Source organism: Erysipelothrix rhusiopathiae (genome assembly GCF_900637845.1).
Taxonomy (GTDB): domain Bacteria; phylum Bacillota_I; class Bacilli_A; order Erysipelotrichales; family Erysipelotrichaceae; genus Erysipelothrix; species Erysipelothrix rhusiopathiae.
Map to the genome: position 1 here is coordinate 271378 of NZ_LR134439.1, position 20254 is coordinate 291631.

Consider the following 20254-nt stretch of genomic DNA (forward strand, 5'->3'; position numbering starts at 1 on the left):
CTTTTTTTTATAAAACTTTACTTAGAAACTCAATAGTACGAGGATGTGTCGGGTTATCAAAGATTGCTTCAGGTGTTCCCTGTTCGCAGATAACACCACCATCCATAAATAACACACGATCACTGATTTCTTTTGCGAAATTCATCTCGTGAGTCACAATTACAATTGTCATCCCACTTACCGCAAGATCTTTAATAACTTCAAGTACATCTTTAACCATTTCTGGATCTAATGCAGATGTTGGTTCATCAAAGAGCATAACTTGAGGTTGCATTGCAAGCGCACGGACAATCGCAAGACGTTGCTTTTGTCCTCCAGATAACTTACGTGGAAATTCATGTGCCTTATCCTTAAGCCCTACCTTATCAAGTAACGATAAACCTAAAGTATTTGCTTCATCTTTAGACATCCCTTTTTCTAGAGTTGGTGCGAGGGTAATGTTTTCCAAAACCGTTAAATTGGGGAAAACATTAAAATGTTGGAAAACCATCCCAATTTCTTGACGTAGCTTATCTAAGTTTTTATGGTCTGGCTCTAATGCTACACCATCAAAGATAATGCTTCCTGAACATGGTGTTTCAAGTAAATTTAAGCACCGTAGCAACGTTGACTTTCCTGAACCCGAAGGACCAATAATCGAAACAACTTCACCTTGGGTAATTGTTTCATTAATTCCTTGAAGCACGGATAAGTCTCCATATGCTTTATGTATGTTTTTGATTTCAAGTAGCGGTTTAGTCATTGAGGGCCACCTTTCGTTCAAATGCGGCGATTAATTTCGATGTTGAGAAAGTCATTATAAAGTAAATAACCCCTACTATCATCAAAGACGGTAGCTTTAAGTGGGTTGCACTTGAGACAATTGATTCCGAAGTCATCAAGTTGTTTACAAAGAATACCGATGCTAAAGATGTTTCTTTTATCATTGTAATAAATTCATTCCCTAAAGCAGGTAAGATATTCTTAATCGCTTGTGGGAAGATAATCTTCTTCATCATATTAGCATTTGAAATACCAAGACTTTTTGCGGCTTCAAATTGACCTTTATCAACAGCTTGAATACCAGCACGGAAGATTTCCGCTACATAGGCACTCGAATTAATAATCAAAGCAACCATGATCCATCCTACATCAGGAACGGATGTGGAGATGTACTCAGAGCCTAAAAAATAAAATAAACTTAGTTGAAGTAGTAGTGGTGTTCCACGAATTACTTCGATATAGACATTAATAATTGTTTTTAAAGGCTTAAATTTCGACATCTTTCCCATTGCGAGAAAGGCACCAAGTAGGGTACTAATTAATACAACAACAACAGAAATGGTCAGTGTACCCCAAGCTCCCTTAAGATACACATGTCCATAGCGATTAATGAGCTTTAATATATCTTGAAACATCTTAGTCAATCGCTCCTAATTGTTCTGCAATGCTTGTAGCATCAGCAAGCCATTGTTTATACAAATCAAGTTCTACAGCTTTCGCAATTGCTTTATTTACTTCATCCATAAGATCTTCTTGACCTTTTTCTAAGATGACTTTTGTACCGTTATCATCGATTGTTGCGAATTTAACTTTACTTACAACAAGATTTTTATTATTTAAGGTAAAGCCTTCACCTGATGCACAGGATGCAGCAATCGCATCCACTTTTCCAACATTCAACTGAAGGACAGCATCATCCAATGTATTAACGAGTTGCATTGTTGCTTCTGGAAGTTCTGTCTCCACGTAAGTTTGAGGGAGTGAACCATTTTGAACGGCAACCTTCGCAGTTTTTAAATCATCAATTGTATTAAGTGTTGCTTCTTTTTCTTTCGTTACAAGAAAACCTTGGCATGTGGACTCCGTCGTATCATAAGTATTACTGAAATCAACTTGTTCTGCACGTTCTTCATTAAAGGTAAATCCCGCAATACCCATATCAAATTTTCCAAGTGATACTGCGGAGGCAATATCACCAAAGCTCATCGCTTTAATAACGAGATCTACACCAATTTCATTCGCAATAAATTTTGCGAGTTCGATGTCCGCACCTACATATTGATCTTGACCTGTTTTTGTTGCATCGATGAATTCATAGGGTGCATAGTCAGGTGATGTTACTAAAACAATTTCACCTTTTGATTTGATTGCTTCAAGTTTCGTTACGGTTGTATCCTTCTTTCCACAACCGCTTAAAAATAATAATGTTACGCAAGCTACTATAAATGTTTTTTTCATTTTGTTTCTCTCCTTGTGATGTTCGCTCTATGTTTGGTTTGTGCTCTTTGCGAAGTCACGTCGTCGTTTGATTCCCATAAAAATTCTCCTCACTTTTATTTGAATCTAGGAACAAAAAAACGTCCCTAGATATTGTATATCTAGAGACGTGTTAAACGCGGTACCACTCTAATTGCCATATGTTATTCATATGACCTCTCTCCTGTAACGCTAGGTTTGCGGTTTATCCTACTCTTTGTTCAGATAAACATCTCCCAAGTGCGGTTCAACATATTTCATCCATTAGGCTTCCACCGTCCCTAATTCGCTATCGATATCCAAATGTTTACTCTCTTGTTCTGCGATTTAAGTGAAATAATATCGTACTATCAAATCTTTGTCAATACTTTTATTTATCGTTATAAGGGAATTGATCTTTCTTCATCGGATGATTTTGTACCCAAGTCCTATGTTCTACTGAACAAATGACGTCATCACCTAAGTTTCGCAAGCGGTTTAAAATATTATCATTCTTTATTTCAAGGCCATCAAAATCACAATCTTCGATAAAAACATATTTCTGAACAATGCGTGCTCCCATGTAAGATAGAATGGGTTTAAGTTGTTGTTCTGCCATTAAAAAATACTTTGGTGACCCTGCAGTAACCACAATGCCGGCACTCTTATCAACCAAGGCATGCATGGGTAATAAGTCGAAAATATTTTTTAGTGCGCCAGGTATAGAAGTCTGATAGGTTGGTGTTCCAACGATGAGTGCATCTGCTTCCATAATTGAATTAATAACATACTGAGTATCCGAATTATATTGGTCAACAGAACGTCCATCACTAAACTGAAGATCATAATCTCCGATATTAATAATTTCCGTGTCAATGGTGTGATTGTGTTTGGCTATTTCTTGGATAACATAGTCCAAAGCGACGCGTGTCTTACGTCCTGCTACGGAACCTGTGATTGCGATTATTTTCATGATGACACTCCGTTTCTAAAAATTGTATCGCTTTCATTATAGAGTTACAGACCGTAAAAAGAAAGGAATTCGCATGACTTTATGACAATTACATAAGTTTCGATAACAATTCAATTTCATTGTATGGAGAATGTGTTAAAATTTTAGTGATAAGGAGGTAGCATATGAAAAAACTAATCGTTCCAGCTTTAATTGCTGCGGCAGGCTATGGTCTGTATAAATATATAAATGAACCTACAACGCGAAATCGATTCCTTAAACCCGTTATGGTACCGACACTTGGGCGTGATAAAGATATTTACGTAGGTGAGAAACACCTCTATTCGTTTTATATTAGTAAAGGTGATTTTACGCGAATTCTTAAAGAACAAATCCGCATTAAACAAGCAGGTTTTGATTTAAACATTAATGAATCATATACAAATATGCGTTTTGAAGAAATGATTCTACCACGAATGGATACAAACAGTAATGACTCAATCCAAGCGGATGTGATTGCAAGTTATCGAGAAAATGGTAGTTTAAAAGTTGGCGTTATTAAAGAAATGAATATTGGTCCGGATACGGATGTGCGAGAGCGAAGAATTACACGTAAAGATTTAGAAATGTTCGCAGCGCGATATCAACAAAATGATATTCCCGGCGTGATTACAGTTCGTTTCCATCTTAAAGAAGCAGAAACGTTTAAAGAATCCTTAAACCAGGTAGTGCTTAAAGATAAGACGCTGTTTATTTTTGAGCCAGGTAAAGAAAATGAAGAAAGCGGTCAGTTCGGTATTCATACATGGTTTGGTTCAAGAGACCAAGAAGCAACGTTTACTTATGAAATGGCCTATCATTTCGGTGATTTCAAATAAAAGTCCACAATTGTGGACTTTTATTATGGTTTTCGAATGACTTCTTTTTGCGGAATTGTGTGTTCCGTTGCGAAGATAAGATTGTAGGGCGTATCTTGATCAACATTGAAAATTAACGTTGCTTGATTATTTCGTGACTTGAGGTCCATACGTTCGTTATTCTTATTTAAAACAAGTCGTGGCGATAAGTAGGTGGTTGTGTCATCTGAAACGAGCGTAAACGCATTTCTAAAATCAATAATTGGGTCATCACTTTGTAAATCAAGCGATACCGATATAATGGCAAATTCTTGATGTTGTTCGGTTCGTTCAATGTCACCATCGGGTTTCTTATACGTTTCACTAAATTCAATCGCATCAACGTTGAGTGGAATAAATCGAAGCGTTTGTCCTTGTGTATTTGGATAGACACTTTGATTGAAAATTTTAAAGAATTGAGCATGTGGTGCTTCAAGTTCATTATTTATATCTAAGTTTGCGTAATTTCGATATGTTTTTCGATTGATCGGCGTAAATCGTTTAAACTTTAAATGAACCTTGTAGAGATCAAAACGGTGATCTTTGATAAACGAATCGAATGCAGTGTTTGGATCTTCGAAGATCAACTGAGAATGTTCATCGAAGCACAGTGCATATTCTGGTTTCGCATCAAGATAACCACTTGGATCAGTGAATGTTAGAGCGGGTTCTTGGCAACGTGTTTTCGGCTCTATTGCTCGAGGCCAATTTTCTAAGTAGAAAGTAAAGATAATGAAAATACAGGATATAAAAATATAAGCTCCCATTATCGTTAGGTTTAAACGGTGAGGACGTGCTGCATAACTTGGTTGGTTGAACCGATTTGGACGCGAACGTTTTTTAAAGTGAATTCGCTTTGATAAGAAATAAACTGGAAATCCCAATATTGTTAGGAGTACAAAGAGTGGTAATGTGTAGTTAAAAAAGAAATTCATATGTGTTCCCCCTTATACTCTTATTATAGTTGGAATGCTTCATGAATGTGTGTGAGTGTCGTAAAAGAGCAAAAAAACACAAATCTTAATGATTTGTGTTTAAGTAGTGTGTAGCGAGCGTTTCCAGGTGATTGAGGGTTCCTTCTAAATCTGCAATCGTCGTAATTGGATTTATTGTACACATTCTTAATACTGTATGTCCTTTGAGTTCTGTTGTGAAGATGCCTGCAAATTCATCCGCAACGATTTGCTTTGCGAGATAGGTGTTTAGTGCATCGGTTTCAAGATCATTTAATGAGGGATGAACATAACGGAAGTTAATAATTGAAAATTGTGCGGGTGAAATCATTTCCCAATGATTTGATTTTATAATGCGCTCTTGAACATAATTTGCAAGCGTTTGTCCGTAATCAATACGACGGGTATACTCTTCAATACCAATTGTTTGAAGGGATAACCATAGTTTTAAAGCGCGTGTTGGTCGTGTGAGTTCAATACCTAAGGAACCGAAATTAGTAACACGATCACCATCGATATCTTTTAAGTACTCAGGACTTGCATCAAAACTATTAAGTAAATCTTGTTTATCCTTTACAAGAATCATGGCACAACTATAAGTTTGGAACAGTAATTTATGTGCATCCCAACTGACACTGTCTGCTTTGTGAATTCCGTGAAGGCGGTGGACTTGATTTGTGGAAAGGAGAAATGAGGCACCATAAGCGCCATCTACATGCATCCAAAGATTATACTTACTACACAAATCACCAATCTCATCGAGTGGATCAACGGTTCCTGTATTGGTAGTACCTGCAGTCGCAACAACACAGCAAGGTACCAATCCTTGGTCTAAGTCATTTAAGATCGTCTTTTCCAAAACATCACTTTTAATTTGAAATAAGTCATCCGTTTCAATAAAACGGAATTGACGACTTGTAAATCCAATGATTTTTAATCCTTTTTCCACAGAATGATGCGTTTGGTCTGAAAGATAAATGACACCTAAATGACGGTTCTCTTCAGTTAATATTTTATCGCGAGCAGCGATGAGGCCTGTTAAGTTTGCCATCGAACCACCGGAAACAAACAAACCACCTGCTTGGTTATCATATCCAATTTGTTTTGTAAGCCATTGAATGGTATTTTCTTCGACTGTACTTGCAGCTGAACTGTTTACCCAATTACTTGCATGAACATTGTAAGCACTTGACATTAAATCACCCAGTACTGAGAGTTTTGTTGCAGGTCCTGGAATAAATCCAAAATGACGTGGGTGTGAACTTCGTAAACTGTAAGGATAAATATCGGTCATAAGTTCGGATACAACTGATTCCACATCACGTCCTTGCTTTGGCATTTCTTGATTTTTCAGACGTTCCAAAACATCATCGGGTGCAATGGTACATACAGGACCTTTCCCTGGATTTGCTTCACCCTCATAAAATGTATTAATAAATTCAATCATTATTGCTTCGATCGTAGCATCTTCATCGAGTTCATATCGTTTCATTCATATACCTCCATTAACTTGACTTTGTGTTAATGAAAATATACCATAAGTTCTATAATAAGAATATTTAATAGAATTTATAAAACGGATAAATATAATTAATGGGAGGGCATATGAATCTTCGACATTTTCAGACATTTGTGAAGGTTGTGGAGAAAGAAAGTTTTAGTAAAGCAGCGGATGCACTAGGGTATACTCAGGCTGCGGTAACCATTCAAATCCAACAACTCGAGGAAGAACTTCAAACGAAACTCTTTGATCGTATGAATCGTAAAATTCATTTGACCGAAGAAGGTGAAGCATTTATTTTCTATGCGAATGAAGTTTTAAGGACGGTAGAGGAAGCCCGTATATTTAATCAATCCGCTAAGAAAGAACATGGGACCATTCGAGTGGGTACAGTGGGATCACTTGGATCAAGTGTCTTTCCAGAACTTATCTATAATTTTCACCGTGAACATCCTAATGTGGAAATTAAAGTAATTATAGGAAAGACCGAAGAACTTCTTGGGATGGTTCGCCGTAATGAAATCGACATTCTCTTTACGCTTGATTACCAAATATATGGTGCGGACATGGTAAAGGTATTTGAGAAAGAAGAAAGCATCCTCTTTGTAAGTGCAGATGCCTCTGTAAGTAGTACGAAAACCTACAATTTAGAAGAATTTTCGGATGCTCCTTTTTTATTAACGGAACAAGGCGAAGCGTATCGGTATGAACTCGAGCGAAGTCTTGCGAAACGACGCGTAGATTTAAATGCGATTCTTGAAGTAGGTGATACGGAAATCATCATTGCGGTATTAAAAAAGGGTCTTGGCTTATCATTTCTACCGGAATTCTCGGTTAAAGAGGAATTGGAACAGCAAATACTTAAAGAAGTCCGTGTTGATATTCCTAGTGTTTCAATGTATGCACAAGTTCTCTATCACAAAAAAAAATTCCTGACGACCCATATGAAGGCTTTTATTCAGGAAATTGATCAAACCTATATTCATAAACAATAAAAAACCCACTCCTAAGAGTGGGTGTTATTTCAATATGGGGCGACCGACGGGACTCGAACCCGCGCAATGCCGGTACCACAAACCGGTGTGTTAACCAACTTCACCACGATCGCCATATCCTCGTCAATTATAACCATAAAATTAAATCTTGTAAAGAGTTGAATGTCAAAAAACGGAAGAATTTATAGTGTTTGACTCAAATGTGATTGAGGTTCATCATTTCTGGTGTTTTCTTGTGGAAACATCATCATAAAAATAAGTATTTTGAAATAAACATTAGAATTCTAGATGAAAATTAGTCATTTTAGCAAACTATCTTGCTATTTTCGTTAAATGAAAATGACTTTGTAGAACTATCCTTATAGAATGTATGTGTACGTGCATAAGGATACTAAGAAATGCGTTCGTATCGATGAGTCAAAAGGATTCATTATAGTTCATTTGAAGTCTTGATGACGTGGTAGATTTAGCTCTATAAATAAATAAAAACCCACATAAAGTGGGTGTTATTTCAATATGGGGCGACCGACGGGACTCGAACCCGCGCAATGCCGGTACCACAAACCGGTGTGTTAACCAACTTCACCACGATCGCCATTGCTAGACCATTATAGCGTTTAAAAAAACGTTTGTAAAGGCACACATCAAAATATAGTGAATTATATAAGAAATATGATATAGTAATCATACTAATGGAGGACATTTATGATGAAAATTGCTGTTATCACAGACTCATCGGCAGGTGTTTCAAAGCAGGAAGCAATTGATCATGAGATTATCGTAGCACGTATGCCTTTAACAATAGATGGAAAAGCATATATGGAAGAAGAAGGCATCTCTCGTGAACAATTAATTCAGGCGATGAAAAACGGATCATCTGTTTCAACATCGCAACCACCTTTAGGTGGGTTGATCGAATTGTTTGATGACGTTTTAAAAACATATGACCATATAATCTTTTTACCAATTTCAAGTAAGCTCAGTGGAACGTATCAAACTGCATGCGGACTTGCTCAAGATTATGATGGACGCGTAACGGTAATTGATTCTAAATTTGTCAGTTGCCCATTGTTTTTATTAAGTCTTGAAGTTAAGGAAATGATAAGGCGGGGTATGGAGCCCGATGCTATAAGGACGCTCATCGAAGATGAAGCGGATATGTATGCATCGCTTATACCTGAGAATATTATCTACCTTAAGCGTGGAGGTCGTATTACGCCAGCAGCTGCAGCCATTGCGAATTTACTTAAAATCGTACCGGTACTAAAAGTATCAAATGGTGAAATCGACTTGGCAGAGAAAGTAAGGACCTACAAAAAAGCAGTTCGTGTGGGTTTTGATCACAGTGTTGTAGATCGAAACAAAGATGATTATGAATGGATTGTTTTAGATGGTGGTTGTGAAGAAAAAATCTACAATGCTGTCGTTAAAGATTTAGAAAAACACTTCGGGGTCGAGGTCATAAAACGTCCTTTATATCCTATTGTACTTGCTCATACAGGACCAGGCAGCATCGCGATTGCTTGGCGAAAAAAACTAATTAAAGATAAAATATAGAGAAGGAGCTTTAATATGAATAAAATTGAAACAAAACTAGTTGGACACATCGAAGATATTATTCTTGATGCGTTTGGCATTGAAAAAGAAGATGGACTTGTAATGTTAGAAATCCCTAATAATCCAGAAATGGGAGATTACTCCACAAACATCGCAATGCGTCTTACAAAACGTGTTGGGAAAAACCCACGCGAAATCGCTGGCGTTATTGTTGAAAAATTAGAAGACAACGAAATGGTTGAGTCCATTAGTGTTGCGGGACCTGGATTTATTAACTTTGTAATGAAACCTGCTGTATTAGGTAGCGTTGTTAATGATGTTATTGAAGCAGGTAAAGATTATGGTCGTTCAAATGCTGGAGAAGGAATCCGATTATTGAATGAATATGTATCGGCTAACCCTACAGGACAACTTCATGTTGGTCACGCACGTGGTGCAGCATGGGGAGATTCCCTTTCACGTATTATGTCTTTTGCAGGATATGATGTGCTTCGTGAGTACTATATTAATGACCTTGGAAATCAAATTTTAATGTTAAGTCATTCACTTTACGCACGTTATAAACAAGCCTTTGGTATGGAAGCACCTTTACCTGAAGATGGATATCATGGACCGGATATTATTGAAATCGCAAATGATGTTAAAGAAACTGAAGGGGATAAATGGTTAAGCGCACCTGAAGAAGAATGGGTACCATATTTTAAAGAACTTGGAATTAAATTAGAATTAGAACGTATTAAAGAAGATTTAAATACATTTGGTGTTGAAATGGATTCATGGGTTAGTGAAAAATGGCTGTATGATGACGGACGTGTCGAAGAATCTCTAGAAGCACTTAAAGCGAAAGGTGTAACGTTTGAAGAAGATGGGGCTCTCTGGCTTCGTTCAACAGATTTCGGTGATGATAAAGACCGTGTTCTAATTAAGAGTGACGGATCATATACTTACCTTGTACCCGATATTGCTAACCATATCTATAAACTCGAACGTGGTTATACACATTTACTTAACTTATGGGGTGGTGACCACCATGGTTATATTGTACGTATGCAAGCTGCTCTTGAAGCACTTGGACATCCAAATGTTCTTGATGTTGATATCATTCAAATGGTTCGTCTTGTGGACGAAGGCGTTGAAGTTAAGATGTCAAAACGTACGGGGAATGCATTGGGTCTCGTAGAACTTGTTGATGATATTGGTGTGGATGCAACACGTTACTTCTTTGTAAGTCGTGCACTTGCAACACCACTTGATTTTGACCTTGGTTTAGCTCGTAAAAAATCAAACGATAATCCAGTGTTCTATGTACAATATGCACATGCTCGTATTTGTTCAATTTTACGTCAAGCTGGGGAAGTACCTCATGTCGATGTAATTGATCAACTTACAAATCCTAAAGAAATTGCGTTATTAAAAGAAATTAATGAATTTAGTTCTGTTGTTGCAGATGCTGCGAAAAAACGTGAAGTTCATAAAATCGCAAATTATGTTCAAGATCTTGCATCATCATTCCACAGTTTCTATGGTGAAGTAAAAGTTATGGATCCAAGTAATCCAGAACTTCAAGCACAACGTTTAAACCTACTTGTAGCGGTAAAAATTACCCTAAGTAATGCATTGAACTTAATCGGTGTAAATGCACCGGAACAAATGTAATTCTTGTACATTTTGTTGTTCTATTGTATTATTGAAGTGTTACAGGGGGTGATGGTATGTCACTAAAAAATAGTTCCGTAGCCATTTACCGACAAATCATAGAGTATTTTGAATTGGAAATTGCCTCGGGTCGACTTAAAGCAGGGGATCGCATTGAGTCCATCCGGGCACTTGCTTTATTCTTTAAAGTAAATCCGAATACGGTTCAAAAAGCGCTTAATGAGCTCGAGCGAGATGGTTTAATTGAAACAGATCGCACAAACGGTAAATTTGTTACAGATAAAAAAGATATAATTAAGAAGTTAAGAAGTGAATTGGGACGTCGTTACAGTGTTGTTTTTGTTGAGAAGACAAAGACGCTCGGTCTTGACCTTGAAGAAACATTAAGCCTTCTTAAACATGAATGGGAGGTTGGGAAAGATGAATAATGAAAATGGTTTAGTTATTTCACATTTGAATAAACATTATGGTAAGAATCAAGTTTTAAAAAACATTAACTTAAATTTGGATTCAGGTAAGATTATTGGTCTTTGTGGACCAAACGGTGCTGGAAAAACAACGTTAATTAAAACAATTGTAGGTCTTTTACGTGATTATCATGGCGATATTCAAGTATGTGGATATCCAGTAGGTTCTGATTCAAAGGCTTTGGTTTCTTACCTTCCTGATGTGGAATACTTAGCGCCCAATCTTACAGGTTTAAAAGCTGCAAGACTTTATAGTGATATGTATGCCGACTTCGATATGGGCGTCTTGGAAGATTTATTTCTAAAGATGAAATTAGATGGAAGTATGCCTGTTTCAAAAATGTCTAAAGGAATGCGTGAGAAATTTCAGCTCGCTTTATGTTTATCTCGTAAAGCTCGTATCTATATATTTGATGAACCGATTGCAGGAGTTGATCCAGCATCGCGAGATTCAATTATTGAAACGATTTTAAGTAATTATACTCAAGATGCACTTCTTATCATTTCAACACACTTAATTCAAGATATTGAAGGTGTATTGGATGAAGTGGTCTTCATTAAAGATGGTGCGATTCTCATGCACGAAAATTGTGATGATTTACGTGAAGCACGTGGTCAAACAATTGATGAAATCTTTAGGGAGGAATTCAAATGGTAGGAAAACTATTTAAAAATGATCTTGTTGATTCTTATAGAGCCTATGCACCCGTTGTGGGAATGATGATTGCAGGGTGTGTCCTTATAATCTTAATGATTCAATTAGCGATCAATGATCGTTTTGGAATCTTTGGAACATTCCTTGCCTTAGCGCTCTTTGCGTTAGTTGTGATTGTGACGGTTATGTCAGTCCGTGCTAACATTTATGTACTCTATACCAGTATTTATCATAAAAATGGATACAGACTCTTTACATTACCGGTTAAAACTTGGCAAATTCTTGTATCAAAATTATTGGTTGCATTCTTCTGGTCAGTTATTATGGGGTTATTGCTTATTTTATCCCTATTCATCATTACCTTTACAACTACAGGAAGTCTTGCAATCTATGGACAAGCAATGCAGGAACTATCTCAATACTTTACGCAATATTTCGAATCAAGCGTTGCATTTTTTGCGGTTATTGATAACCTCTTAAACTTTGCGCTGAGTTCTCTTGTGATTCTGTTTGCAGGTGCAGTGGCTCACTCAAGTTATTTCCAAAACAATCGTGGGTTGGTTGCTGTAGGTATTGCGGTTCTTATCGCAATTATACTTGGTCAAATTGGAGCGTATGTTGACACATCATTTGGAAGTGTATTATTACGCTATGATTCATATGCATTCTTACAAGGTGGAAGTATACCAGTGGGTGAACTTGCCCTGGTTGTCCTTTATCAAATTCTTGTCTGTGGTTTCTTAACGTATGGAACACTTTGGTTCTGGAATCATAAATTAGAAGTTATGTAATTAATCTCAAAAACCTGATGATTCAATCAGGTTTTTTTCGTAAAACATGTGATAATGCGTGAACTTTTGTGATTTATTGACTTTGTATAGGTTTCGCATTATTGTAATCAAGGTAAAGGAATGTGTAATTATGGAAAAAAATAATAAATTATTACTGATTCTTGTTTTTGTACTATCAATTGGAACACTCAGTGTGGGTGGTTTTTTTGCGATTCAAGCATGGCAAACTTATCAAACGACACTTACAAAAGCAACGATATCAAATCACAGTCAATACAGTCTTCGAAATAATGCAACGGCATACCAAAAAGAAGTCTATGAAGAACTTGCTTCCGTTGAATCAGGATCTGATGCCTTAATCTCTGAATTGATTTCAAAGAACTTTATTGCGGATTTTTATACGTGGACAAATAAAGTGCGTATGAACGATGTTGGAGGCATCCAATTTCTTCATCCGGATATTAAAGTCTGGGTATACGACCAAGCGTTAGATCGATTCTATAATGATATGCGTGTTTATATCGAACGTGAACAAGTTGATCAAACACTTGAAGTAAGCGGCGTTGATGTTACTTCGACGAAGACTAAATTCTTACTAAATGATCAAGAAGTGCCCGCGTATCAAGTCCATGCGACATGGACTTATAAAGAATCAACAGTGCTCGATACTAAGAATTATCAACATGAAGCACAGATCACGGTCGTTAAACAGAACGACACCTATTCAATTGTGGAGGTAACAAATGGAACTCAAACTTCAACCGAAACAAAGCCAGCATAAAGGTAATCGTATCGTAGGAACGTTACTTCTTGTGCTCTCAAATATTTTGCCACTGGGACTTATTATCTTCTTAGGACGATTCGCATCCATTCACGGACGCTATTTCGCGATGGGTATTCTAAGTGTTGTGGTATTTATCCTACTTCTAAATATTTTATATATACTGGGTTATTTAAAAACATACAAGGTGTTCAGATTTTTCTTTTTAACACTAGCCGTATTATGGCTTGTAGTTGGAACGGTTGGGTCGTTTTATGCAATTAAGACCAATGCCATCACAAATGCCATTCTTAATAAAAATGAAGTACGTGAATTTAGTGTCGTGAGTTTTAGTGGTGATGACGTGCTTGATGGTAAAACCGTGGCGTACGCACCCATGAATGAACCCGAAGTAGAAACTTCTATTAAGAAAAAAATTGCAGACAAGGCTGAAAACGTCGTGTTTGAGAAATATGATAATTATCGTGATTTATTGTCAGCAGTAAGTGAAAAGAAAATTGATGTTGCGGTATTACCCCTTAACTACCACACATTAACTCAAGAATTACCCGATGGATCAAATCCTTTCGCTCAATCAAAAGAGTTATTTACGTTTTCCACTTCGTTAACGAAACAATCGAATACCGATGTGGATGTTATTAAAGAACCCTTTACAATGTTGATGTTAGGATTAAATGATGATCTTGCGGATTCAATCATTCTTGCTTCGTTTAATCCTGAGACTTTAAAAGTTACAATGACAAGTATTGCCCGGGATTCGTATGTGCCGATTGCTTGTTATCCAAATGAGTCTTACGATAAGATTAACCATTCCCATGGTATCAGTTCTCAATGTATGGTAGATACGATTGAAAACTATCTCGGAGTTAAGGTCGATTTTGTCTTCGAGACGGATTTTTATGCCCTTGAAAATATGGTCGATGCAATAGGTGGTCTTGAAATTGAAAGTCCTACGACCTTTGCGGGTTCGTTCCCACTTGAGAAGCAATATGATGATTATGGTGAACCAATTATGGAGGGTGTTACAATTCCAAAAGGAAAAAATCTTCTCAATGGTAAGCAAGTTGTAACTTTTGCACGTGAACGTCGTATTGAAAACATGTCCAATGGTGATTTTGACCGACAAGTGAATCAACAATATGTCATTAAAGAAATGGCCAATAAAATTTTGGCGACACGAAATCCAAATACAATTTTAAATGTTTTGGATTCAGCAAAGAAAAATATTACCATGACACTTCCACTAGAAACAATTTCCAAACTTATGGGTTATGCACTTCAAAGTATCGATCGTTCTCCAGTAGATCCGATGTCTACTTTTAGAGTAGTACAAACTCAAATCGCCGGAGAAGGTACAATTATCAATGGTGTATGGTATGCGAAGCCTTTTGAAAATCAGTACTTACAAGCAAAGAAAGTCATTCTTGATAACCTTAAATCGGATGCAGACTTACGAAATGAGTACGACTTTACGTTTAGCTTCGGTAAGCCATATCAAACGGACTTGATATCATCCGAGAATTCTGAAGATACAGGACCTCTGCTAACGGTGCTTAAACCGAGTGAACGTAGCGCACAAGCTGTTGATGTGTTAGATTTTAATGGTCTTTCTCAATCTGAGATTCAATCATGGGCAGATAAAAATAATGTATCCGTTACCTTTGATGTAGTAAAACCAGATTCTCCTGAGTTTAAGCATGACTATATAAACAATCAAGTTCTTAATCAAGATGTGAAACCAGGATTTTATAATGAAGGCGTGAATACGATTCATATAAAGATTGTGAATAAGTAAAAAGAAAACAACCTAACTAAGGTTGTTTTTTTCTTAAAGCACTTTATGACTCGATCTTATATCTAGTCAATTGCCCATTGCATATAAACTTTATGATCGAGTGTGTAGGTCGTAAGGGTACGACCATCGAGATATCCGTAAGTGTTGGGATGATTTTCTTTAGGAAGTGCAATGGATCCAGGATTATATATAATTGTCTGGTCTATTTGTTTTAAGACTGGAACATGTGTGTGTCCAGAAATGTAAAGGTCCACTGCTTGACGGGGTCCTTCAAGGTCGCTGTCAAAGAGGTGGCCATGTGTCACCATAATCGTGAGATCATTCCACTCAGTAATTGTGTAGTCTTGCATGATGGGGAATTCACACAACATCTGATCCACTTCACTGTCGCAGTTTCCACGTACCGCCAGAATGGGGCAATGAACTTGGTTCAAGCGTTCGGAAACGGCTTTTGGATTGTAGTCTTCTAAAATTGGATTTCGGGGTCCGTGATACATAAGATCACCAACAAGTAAGAGGCGATCATAAGGAAATGGTGTATTGAGAACATCATTTAAACGGTCGATGCTTCCGTGTATATCAGAAATAATTAAAGTTTTCATGGTATCCTCCAGTCATATGTAATGAAATTATACCACCAAACATATTAAAATATGGGATTTTCCAATCGTTAATTGATAATTATGAGCGAACATTTTATGATAGAATAAATAGAGGATGTGAAAATATGAAGCAACACAGTAAAGGTCTTACCATTTTTATATTAATTCTTTCACTTACAACTTTGAGTGTAGGTGGTTTTTTTGCGTACCGTGCATACCAATCAAAAACAAGTATTGATGGTGGTACTACAAGCGAGAACAGTTTTTATTCACTTCGCAAAAATGCAACGGAATATCAAAAAGAACTCTATAAGGAACTTACCTCGAAACTTAAAGAAGATCCAAGGGATGATAAAGTAATCTCAGAGCTGATCGCTCAAAACTTTGTCGCTGATTTTTATACATGGACCAATAAGTTGCGTTTTAACGATGTAGGTGGAATGCAGTATATTCATAAGGACCTCGACTGGGTTTATGGACAAGCGCTGGATACTTTCTATAATGATATGCGCTACTACAAAGAAAAAGGGAAGTTAGACCAAACACTTGAAGTTACTTCATCATCAGCAAGTGCTAAAAAAGATAAGTTAGTTTTAATAGAACAAGAAGATGAGTTGGTGACGCTTGAAGATGGTACGGTTAATACGGTTACCAACGATGTGGAACGCACCATTCCAGTATATCGTGTCTCGATTACATGGAAATACAAAGACTCAGATGTTTTAAATGTTTCTGAGTTTCAACAGAAAGCAGATATTTATGTAACGAAAGATGAAGATGGATTGTATTCAATCATGGAGGTAGACGATGGCCAAGTCAAAGAAACAACAAACTAAAACCAAACAACGTAGACCTTCATTCATCCATCGACCAATTTTTGGTCTGTTAATTACAGTAGTGGTCAACATAATCTATATCGCATTATTATTTGTGATTGGCCGCTACGTTAATTTGCACAGTAAATATTTTATGCTCGGAATTACAATCATCGTATTACTTGTCTTAATTCTTAATTTATTTTTCTTACTGGGATATGCCAAACGAATTCGTTTTTTCCGAAAAGCAGTTGCGGTCTTTGGAATGTTTATGTTGATCATTGGATCAGTCGGTTCATATTACACATTTAAAACTAATGCAATCGCAAACCAAATGATTAATGAGTCCGGTCAAGAAAATAAAGAGTTTTCTGTTATAAGCTTTAAAGAAGACGCGAAAAAGGAAGACCTTGACCACAGCGCATTGGGTTATGTTGAAACGACACAAGAATTTGAAGATGCCGTTAAGAAAAATGTAGCGAAAGAATCAAGAACAGTAGAGTATGTTAAGTTTAAATCGTATGATGATTTACTTATCGCAAGTTTGAATGACAAAATTCAATTCGCAGTGGTACCCAAAAACTTTAGTTCACTTTCAAAACGACTTGAAACGGAAGAACGAAATCCAATCGAGTTTTCAAAAGCCATGTTTTCATTCAGTATTAAGAGTAAAGAAACCGTAAATGATAAAGATGTATTAAAGGAACCCTTTACGATGTTAATGATCGGGGTCAACGAAGAACTCGCTGATTCCATCATTCTTACTTCATTTAATCCTGAAACACTTAAAATAACGATGACAAGTATTCCGCGTGATTCGTATTTACCAATTGCGTGCCAGAATAATTATCCAGATAAAATTACGCATGCACGTGCATTCAGCCGTCAATGTCTCATTGATTCAATCCAAGATTTTATGGGGGTAAACATTGATTTCTACTTTGAAACTGATTTTTATGCACTCGTTAAAATCGTTGATACCTTAGGCGGACTTGAACTTGAGTCACCGATTGCCTTTGGAGGATCTTTACCGAAAGAAGAAGATCCGACAGAATTCCATGAAATTTGGATCCCAGCTGGAAAACAGAAAATGGATGGTAAGCAAGTAATTACCTTTGCACGTGAACGTTATGCCTTCACTGGAGGTGACTATGTTCGTCAAATGAACCAACAATATGTCATTAAAGAACTTGCAAATCAAATATTAAGCACTCGCAATGTGAATACACTTGTGAATGTGTTAGATGCTGCGAAAGACAATATTCAAATGAATATATCCATTAATGACATCACATCCCTTATGGGTTATGCCTTACAAAATATCGAGAAATCACCGGTATCGCCGTATAATACCTTTAGAATTGTTTCAACACAGCTTCAAGGTGAGGGCGAGATTATTGATGATGGGTACAGCGGCAAATATGTGTCCCATCCTTATATGCGTGATGTTCAAGTGGCACGTGATGTAATTAGTGACAACTTAAAACATGATGCTGATCATTTAAAAGTTAAGACATTTGGATTTAAACAATCCAAACCTTATCGTTCAGCACTCTTTAATCCAAGCCAAAATGTAGATGGACTTTACTATCCGGGTGATGTCGTTCCAAAACGTATTGAAGATACAGAAAAAGAAAAAGAAACAGAGACATCTAATGTTGTACCTGATTTGACATCAATGTCTCGCAGTGAGATTAAACGTTGGGCACAAAATAATGGTGTGAATGTTGTCTTCAATGAGATTGACCAAAATTCAGAGTCTTATCAAGATTACTATAGTGATGGTCAAGTGATTTATCAAAGTGTTGAGCCGGGTGATTATCACCAAAAGCAAACGTATATCGAACTTACGATTGTCGTGAAATTAGAAATTGAAGAACCAAAAGGTATTACAATTCCTGATTTTATAGGTGATACGGTTGCTGATGCCATTGCATGGGCAAATGGAAATGGTTTTACGATAGAAGCAATTCCATCGGGGGACACCAGTGCCATCATTGAGTCACAAAGCATTCGTGCTGGACTTTATAATGGGGAACATCGTAATATTGTGGTCTCGGTACGAATAGAATCTGAGAAACCTGAAAATCAAAGTCCAAACGAATAGAGCTCATGCACATGAGTATCAAAATAAAAAAATAATCGATATAATACTTACGAATCGTGAGGCCTCTATGAAAGTAGAGGCTTTCATTCTTGTATTATTAGGTCATCTGTACCATAATAAACATATGTGAATTGAGGTCGAAATCATGAAACACGTATTTATCATTAATCCAACTTCAGGTGTAGGACGTTATCGTGACGTCGAAGCATGGATCGAAAACAACTTTAAAGACAAAGAAGACAATTATGAATTGCGTTATACAGAATATCCAGATCATGCACAAAAAATTGCGGAAGAATATCATGGGAACGACGTTGTGATTTACTCAGTAGGTGGTGACGGAACGGCTCATGAAATTCTCAATGGTCTAGATCTCGATGTTCAATTAGCAATTATTCCTGTCGGTACAGGCAATGATTTTTGGCGGATGATTAACTATAACCATCCACTTGAAAAAATACTCGAAGATACGATTAACGGGTCTGTACGACATATTGACATTGGTGAAGCCAACGGTCATCGCTTTTTAAATTGTATGAATATGGGTGTCGATTCGGAAGTTAACCGTGATGTAAATGCAGTCCGTAAAACATGGTTTCCTCGTAAACTTATTTATATTTACTATGCAATTTACGAACTCATTCGTAAAAAACCAATCCAATGTACGGTTGAGGCAGATGGGAAGACAAGCAATCATAATGCACTCCTTATCTCTGTTATGAATGGACGTTGGTATGGAAATGGATTTCAAAGTGCACCGAATGCAATAATCGATGATGGCGCTTTGGATGTGTGCATCGTGGAAGATGTGCCCGCAAAACGTTTACCTAAATTACTTCCGATGTATTATAAGGGAGAGCATTTAGATCTTGATGTCGTTACAACATTTAAAGCCAAAGAGATTAAAATTCAGTGCAATCAAACTGTAGCTTTAGGATGTGATGGTGAGGTCTTTGAATATTCAACCATTCATGCTCGTGTACTCGATGGAAAACTGAAGCTACGCGTTCCAAATGCTCTGTGAGCATATTAAGGTACATATGAAATACTTGTGATATAATAACTAAGCAAATAGGAGGACACTATCAAATGAAAAATATAACAAAAACAGATTTTAATGAAGCCGTTAAAGATGGCGTAGTACTTATTGATTTTTATGCAAACTGGTGTGGACCATGTAAGATGATCGCTCCAATCTTGACAGAACTTTCAACAACAATGGCAGATGAAGCAACAATCTTAAAAGTTAATGTAGATGAAGAAGGCGAATTAGCACAACGTTTCGACGTAATGTCAATCCCTACTTTAATTCTCTTTAAAGATGGAAAACCCGTTGGACGCAAGACAGGATTTTTACCAAAACCTGAACTTGAAAAATTTATTCGTTCAGCACAATAATCGAATTGATTAATCTCGAAAAGACCAACACTCTGTTGGTCTTTTTATTTTTACATTTTTTTAATTAATTCGTTTGCTTTTTAGAAAGCATTATGTATAATTAGTTTGTGTTTATA

General features: G+C 36.7%; 20 protein-coding genes, 2 tRNA genes and 1 other annotated feature. Of the genes, 13 read left to right on the forward strand and 9 right to left on the reverse strand.

Features of this window, described 5'->3' with window-relative positions:
- Positions 1-7: 7 nt before the first annotated feature.
- The 4 genes from EL194_RS01330 to EL194_RS01345 form a co-directional block, all read right to left on the reverse strand.
- Complete coding sequence (locus EL194_RS01330; RefSeq protein ID WP_003774493.1) at positions 8-742, reverse strand: amino acid ABC transporter ATP-binding protein; 735 nt, start codon at positions 740-742, stop codon at positions 8-10.
- The gene (locus EL194_RS01335) at positions 735-1397 is read right to left on the reverse strand and encodes an amino acid ABC transporter permease (protein ID WP_003774495.1); all 663 of its coding nucleotides are present in this window, start codon (positions 1395-1397) and stop codon (positions 735-737) included. Before EL194_RS01335 ends, EL194_RS01330 begins: the two co-directional genes overlap by 8 nt.
- Position 1398: 1 nt before the next feature.
- A complete protein-coding gene (locus tag EL194_RS01340; RefSeq protein WP_003774498.1) occupies positions 1399-2220 on the reverse strand; it encodes a transporter substrate-binding domain-containing protein in 822 nt (273 codons plus the stop codon).
- Between the two features lie 139 nt (positions 2221-2359).
- Positions 2360-2570, reverse strand: a binding site (T-box leader).
- 38 nt (positions 2571-2608) lie between these two features.
- A complete protein-coding gene (locus EL194_RS01345) occupies positions 2609-3190 on the reverse strand; it encodes an NADPH-dependent FMN reductase (RefSeq protein ID WP_003774500.1) in 582 nt (193 codons plus the stop codon).
- Positions 3191-3354: 164 nt separating this feature from the next.
- Between EL194_RS01345 and EL194_RS01350 the strand changes: the two genes are divergently transcribed.
- Positions 3355-4047, forward strand: coding sequence for a hypothetical protein (locus EL194_RS01350; RefSeq protein ID WP_003774502.1), 693 nt, complete (start codon positions 3355-3357; stop codon positions 4045-4047).
- 23 nt (positions 4048-4070) lie between these two features.
- Here the strand turns inward: EL194_RS01350 and EL194_RS01355 are convergent, their stop codons facing one another.
- Both EL194_RS01355 and EL194_RS01360 read right to left on the reverse strand, forming a co-directional pair.
- On the reverse strand, positions 4071-5000 hold the full coding sequence (locus EL194_RS01355; protein ID WP_034886670.1) for a hypothetical protein: 930 nt from the start codon (positions 4998-5000) through the stop codon (positions 4071-4073).
- An 85-nt stretch (positions 5001-5085) separates the two neighbouring features.
- Positions 5086-6510 (reverse strand): pyridoxal phosphate-dependent decarboxylase family protein, encoded by a 1425-nt coding sequence (locus EL194_RS01360; RefSeq protein WP_003774506.1) that lies wholly within the window; start codon positions 6508-6510, stop codon positions 5086-5088.
- A 113-nt stretch (positions 6511-6623) separates the two neighbouring features.
- Between EL194_RS01360 and EL194_RS01365 the strand changes: the two genes are divergently transcribed.
- Positions 6624-7514, forward strand: coding sequence for a LysR family transcriptional regulator (locus EL194_RS01365; protein ID WP_034886671.1), 891 nt, complete (start codon positions 6624-6626; stop codon positions 7512-7514).
- 35 nt (positions 7515-7549) lie between these two features.
- Here the strand turns inward: EL194_RS01365 and EL194_RS01370 are convergent.
- A tRNA-His gene (locus EL194_RS01370) sits at positions 7550-7627 on the reverse strand.
- A gap of 404 nt (positions 7628-8031) precedes the next feature.
- Positions 8032-8109, reverse strand: a tRNA-His gene (locus tag EL194_RS01375).
- A 110-nt stretch (positions 8110-8219) separates the two neighbouring features.
- Between EL194_RS01375 and EL194_RS01380 the strand changes: the two genes are divergently transcribed.
- From EL194_RS01380 to EL194_RS01410, 7 genes are all read left to right on the forward strand, one after another.
- The gene (locus EL194_RS01380; RefSeq protein WP_003774511.1) at positions 8220-9071 is read left to right on the forward strand and encodes a DegV family protein; all 852 of its coding nucleotides are present in this window, start codon (positions 8220-8222) and stop codon (positions 9069-9071) included.
- 15 nt (positions 9072-9086) lie between these two features.
- Positions 9087-10727 (forward strand): arginine--tRNA ligase, encoded by a 1641-nt coding sequence (gene argS / locus EL194_RS01385; protein WP_003774513.1) that lies wholly within the window; start codon positions 9087-9089, stop codon positions 10725-10727.
- 56 nt (positions 10728-10783) lie between these two features.
- Entirely contained in the window at positions 10784-11155 is a 372-nt protein-coding gene (locus tag EL194_RS01390) for a GntR family transcriptional regulator (protein ID WP_003774515.1), read from the forward strand.
- On the forward strand, positions 11148-11852 hold the full coding sequence (locus EL194_RS01395; RefSeq protein WP_003774517.1) for an ABC transporter ATP-binding protein: 705 nt from the start codon (positions 11148-11150) through the stop codon (positions 11850-11852). The genes EL194_RS01390 and EL194_RS01395 overlap by 8 nt, the downstream gene beginning before the upstream one ends.
- On the forward strand, positions 11846-12640 hold the full coding sequence (locus EL194_RS01400) for a hypothetical protein (RefSeq protein ID WP_003774519.1): 795 nt from the start codon (positions 11846-11848) through the stop codon (positions 12638-12640). The genes EL194_RS01395 and EL194_RS01400 overlap by 7 nt, the downstream gene beginning before the upstream one ends.
- A 130-nt stretch (positions 12641-12770) precedes the next feature.
- Complete coding sequence (locus tag EL194_RS01405; RefSeq protein ID WP_003774521.1) at positions 12771-13421, forward strand: hypothetical protein; 651 nt, start codon at positions 12771-12773, stop codon at positions 13419-13421.
- Positions 13384-15216, forward strand: coding sequence for an LCP family protein (locus EL194_RS01410; RefSeq protein ID WP_003774522.1), 1833 nt, complete (start codon positions 13384-13386; stop codon positions 15214-15216). The genes EL194_RS01405 and EL194_RS01410 overlap by 38 nt, the downstream gene beginning before the upstream one ends.
- A gap of 62 nt (positions 15217-15278) precedes the next feature.
- On the opposite strand, the gene yfcE is transcribed toward EL194_RS01410, so the two are convergent.
- Entirely contained in the window at positions 15279-15818 is a 540-nt protein-coding gene (yfcE, locus tag EL194_RS01415) for a phosphodiesterase (RefSeq protein WP_003774524.1), read from the reverse strand.
- A 125-nt stretch (positions 15819-15943) separates the two neighbouring features.
- On the opposite strand from yfcE, the gene EL194_RS01420 reads away from it, so the two are divergent.
- The 4 genes from EL194_RS01420 (at position 15944) to trxA (ending at position 20138) form a co-directional block, all read left to right on the forward strand.
- On the forward strand, positions 15944-16654 hold the full coding sequence (locus EL194_RS01420) for a hypothetical protein (protein WP_003774526.1): 711 nt from the start codon (positions 15944-15946) through the stop codon (positions 16652-16654).
- On the forward strand, positions 16626-18740 hold the full coding sequence (locus EL194_RS01425; protein ID WP_003774528.1) for an LCP family protein: 2115 nt from the start codon (positions 16626-16628) through the stop codon (positions 18738-18740). The genes EL194_RS01420 and EL194_RS01425 overlap by 29 nt, the downstream gene beginning before the upstream one ends.
- Before the next feature lie 145 nt (positions 18741-18885).
- The gene (locus tag EL194_RS01430) at positions 18886-19764 is read left to right on the forward strand and encodes a diacylglycerol/lipid kinase family protein (protein WP_003774530.1); all 879 of its coding nucleotides are present in this window, start codon (positions 18886-18888) and stop codon (positions 19762-19764) included.
- 65 nt (positions 19765-19829) lie between these two features.
- Complete coding sequence (trxA, locus tag EL194_RS01435; protein WP_003774532.1) at positions 19830-20138, forward strand: thioredoxin; 309 nt, start codon at positions 19830-19832, stop codon at positions 20136-20138.
- The last annotated feature ends 116 nt before the right edge of the window (positions 20139-20254 follow it).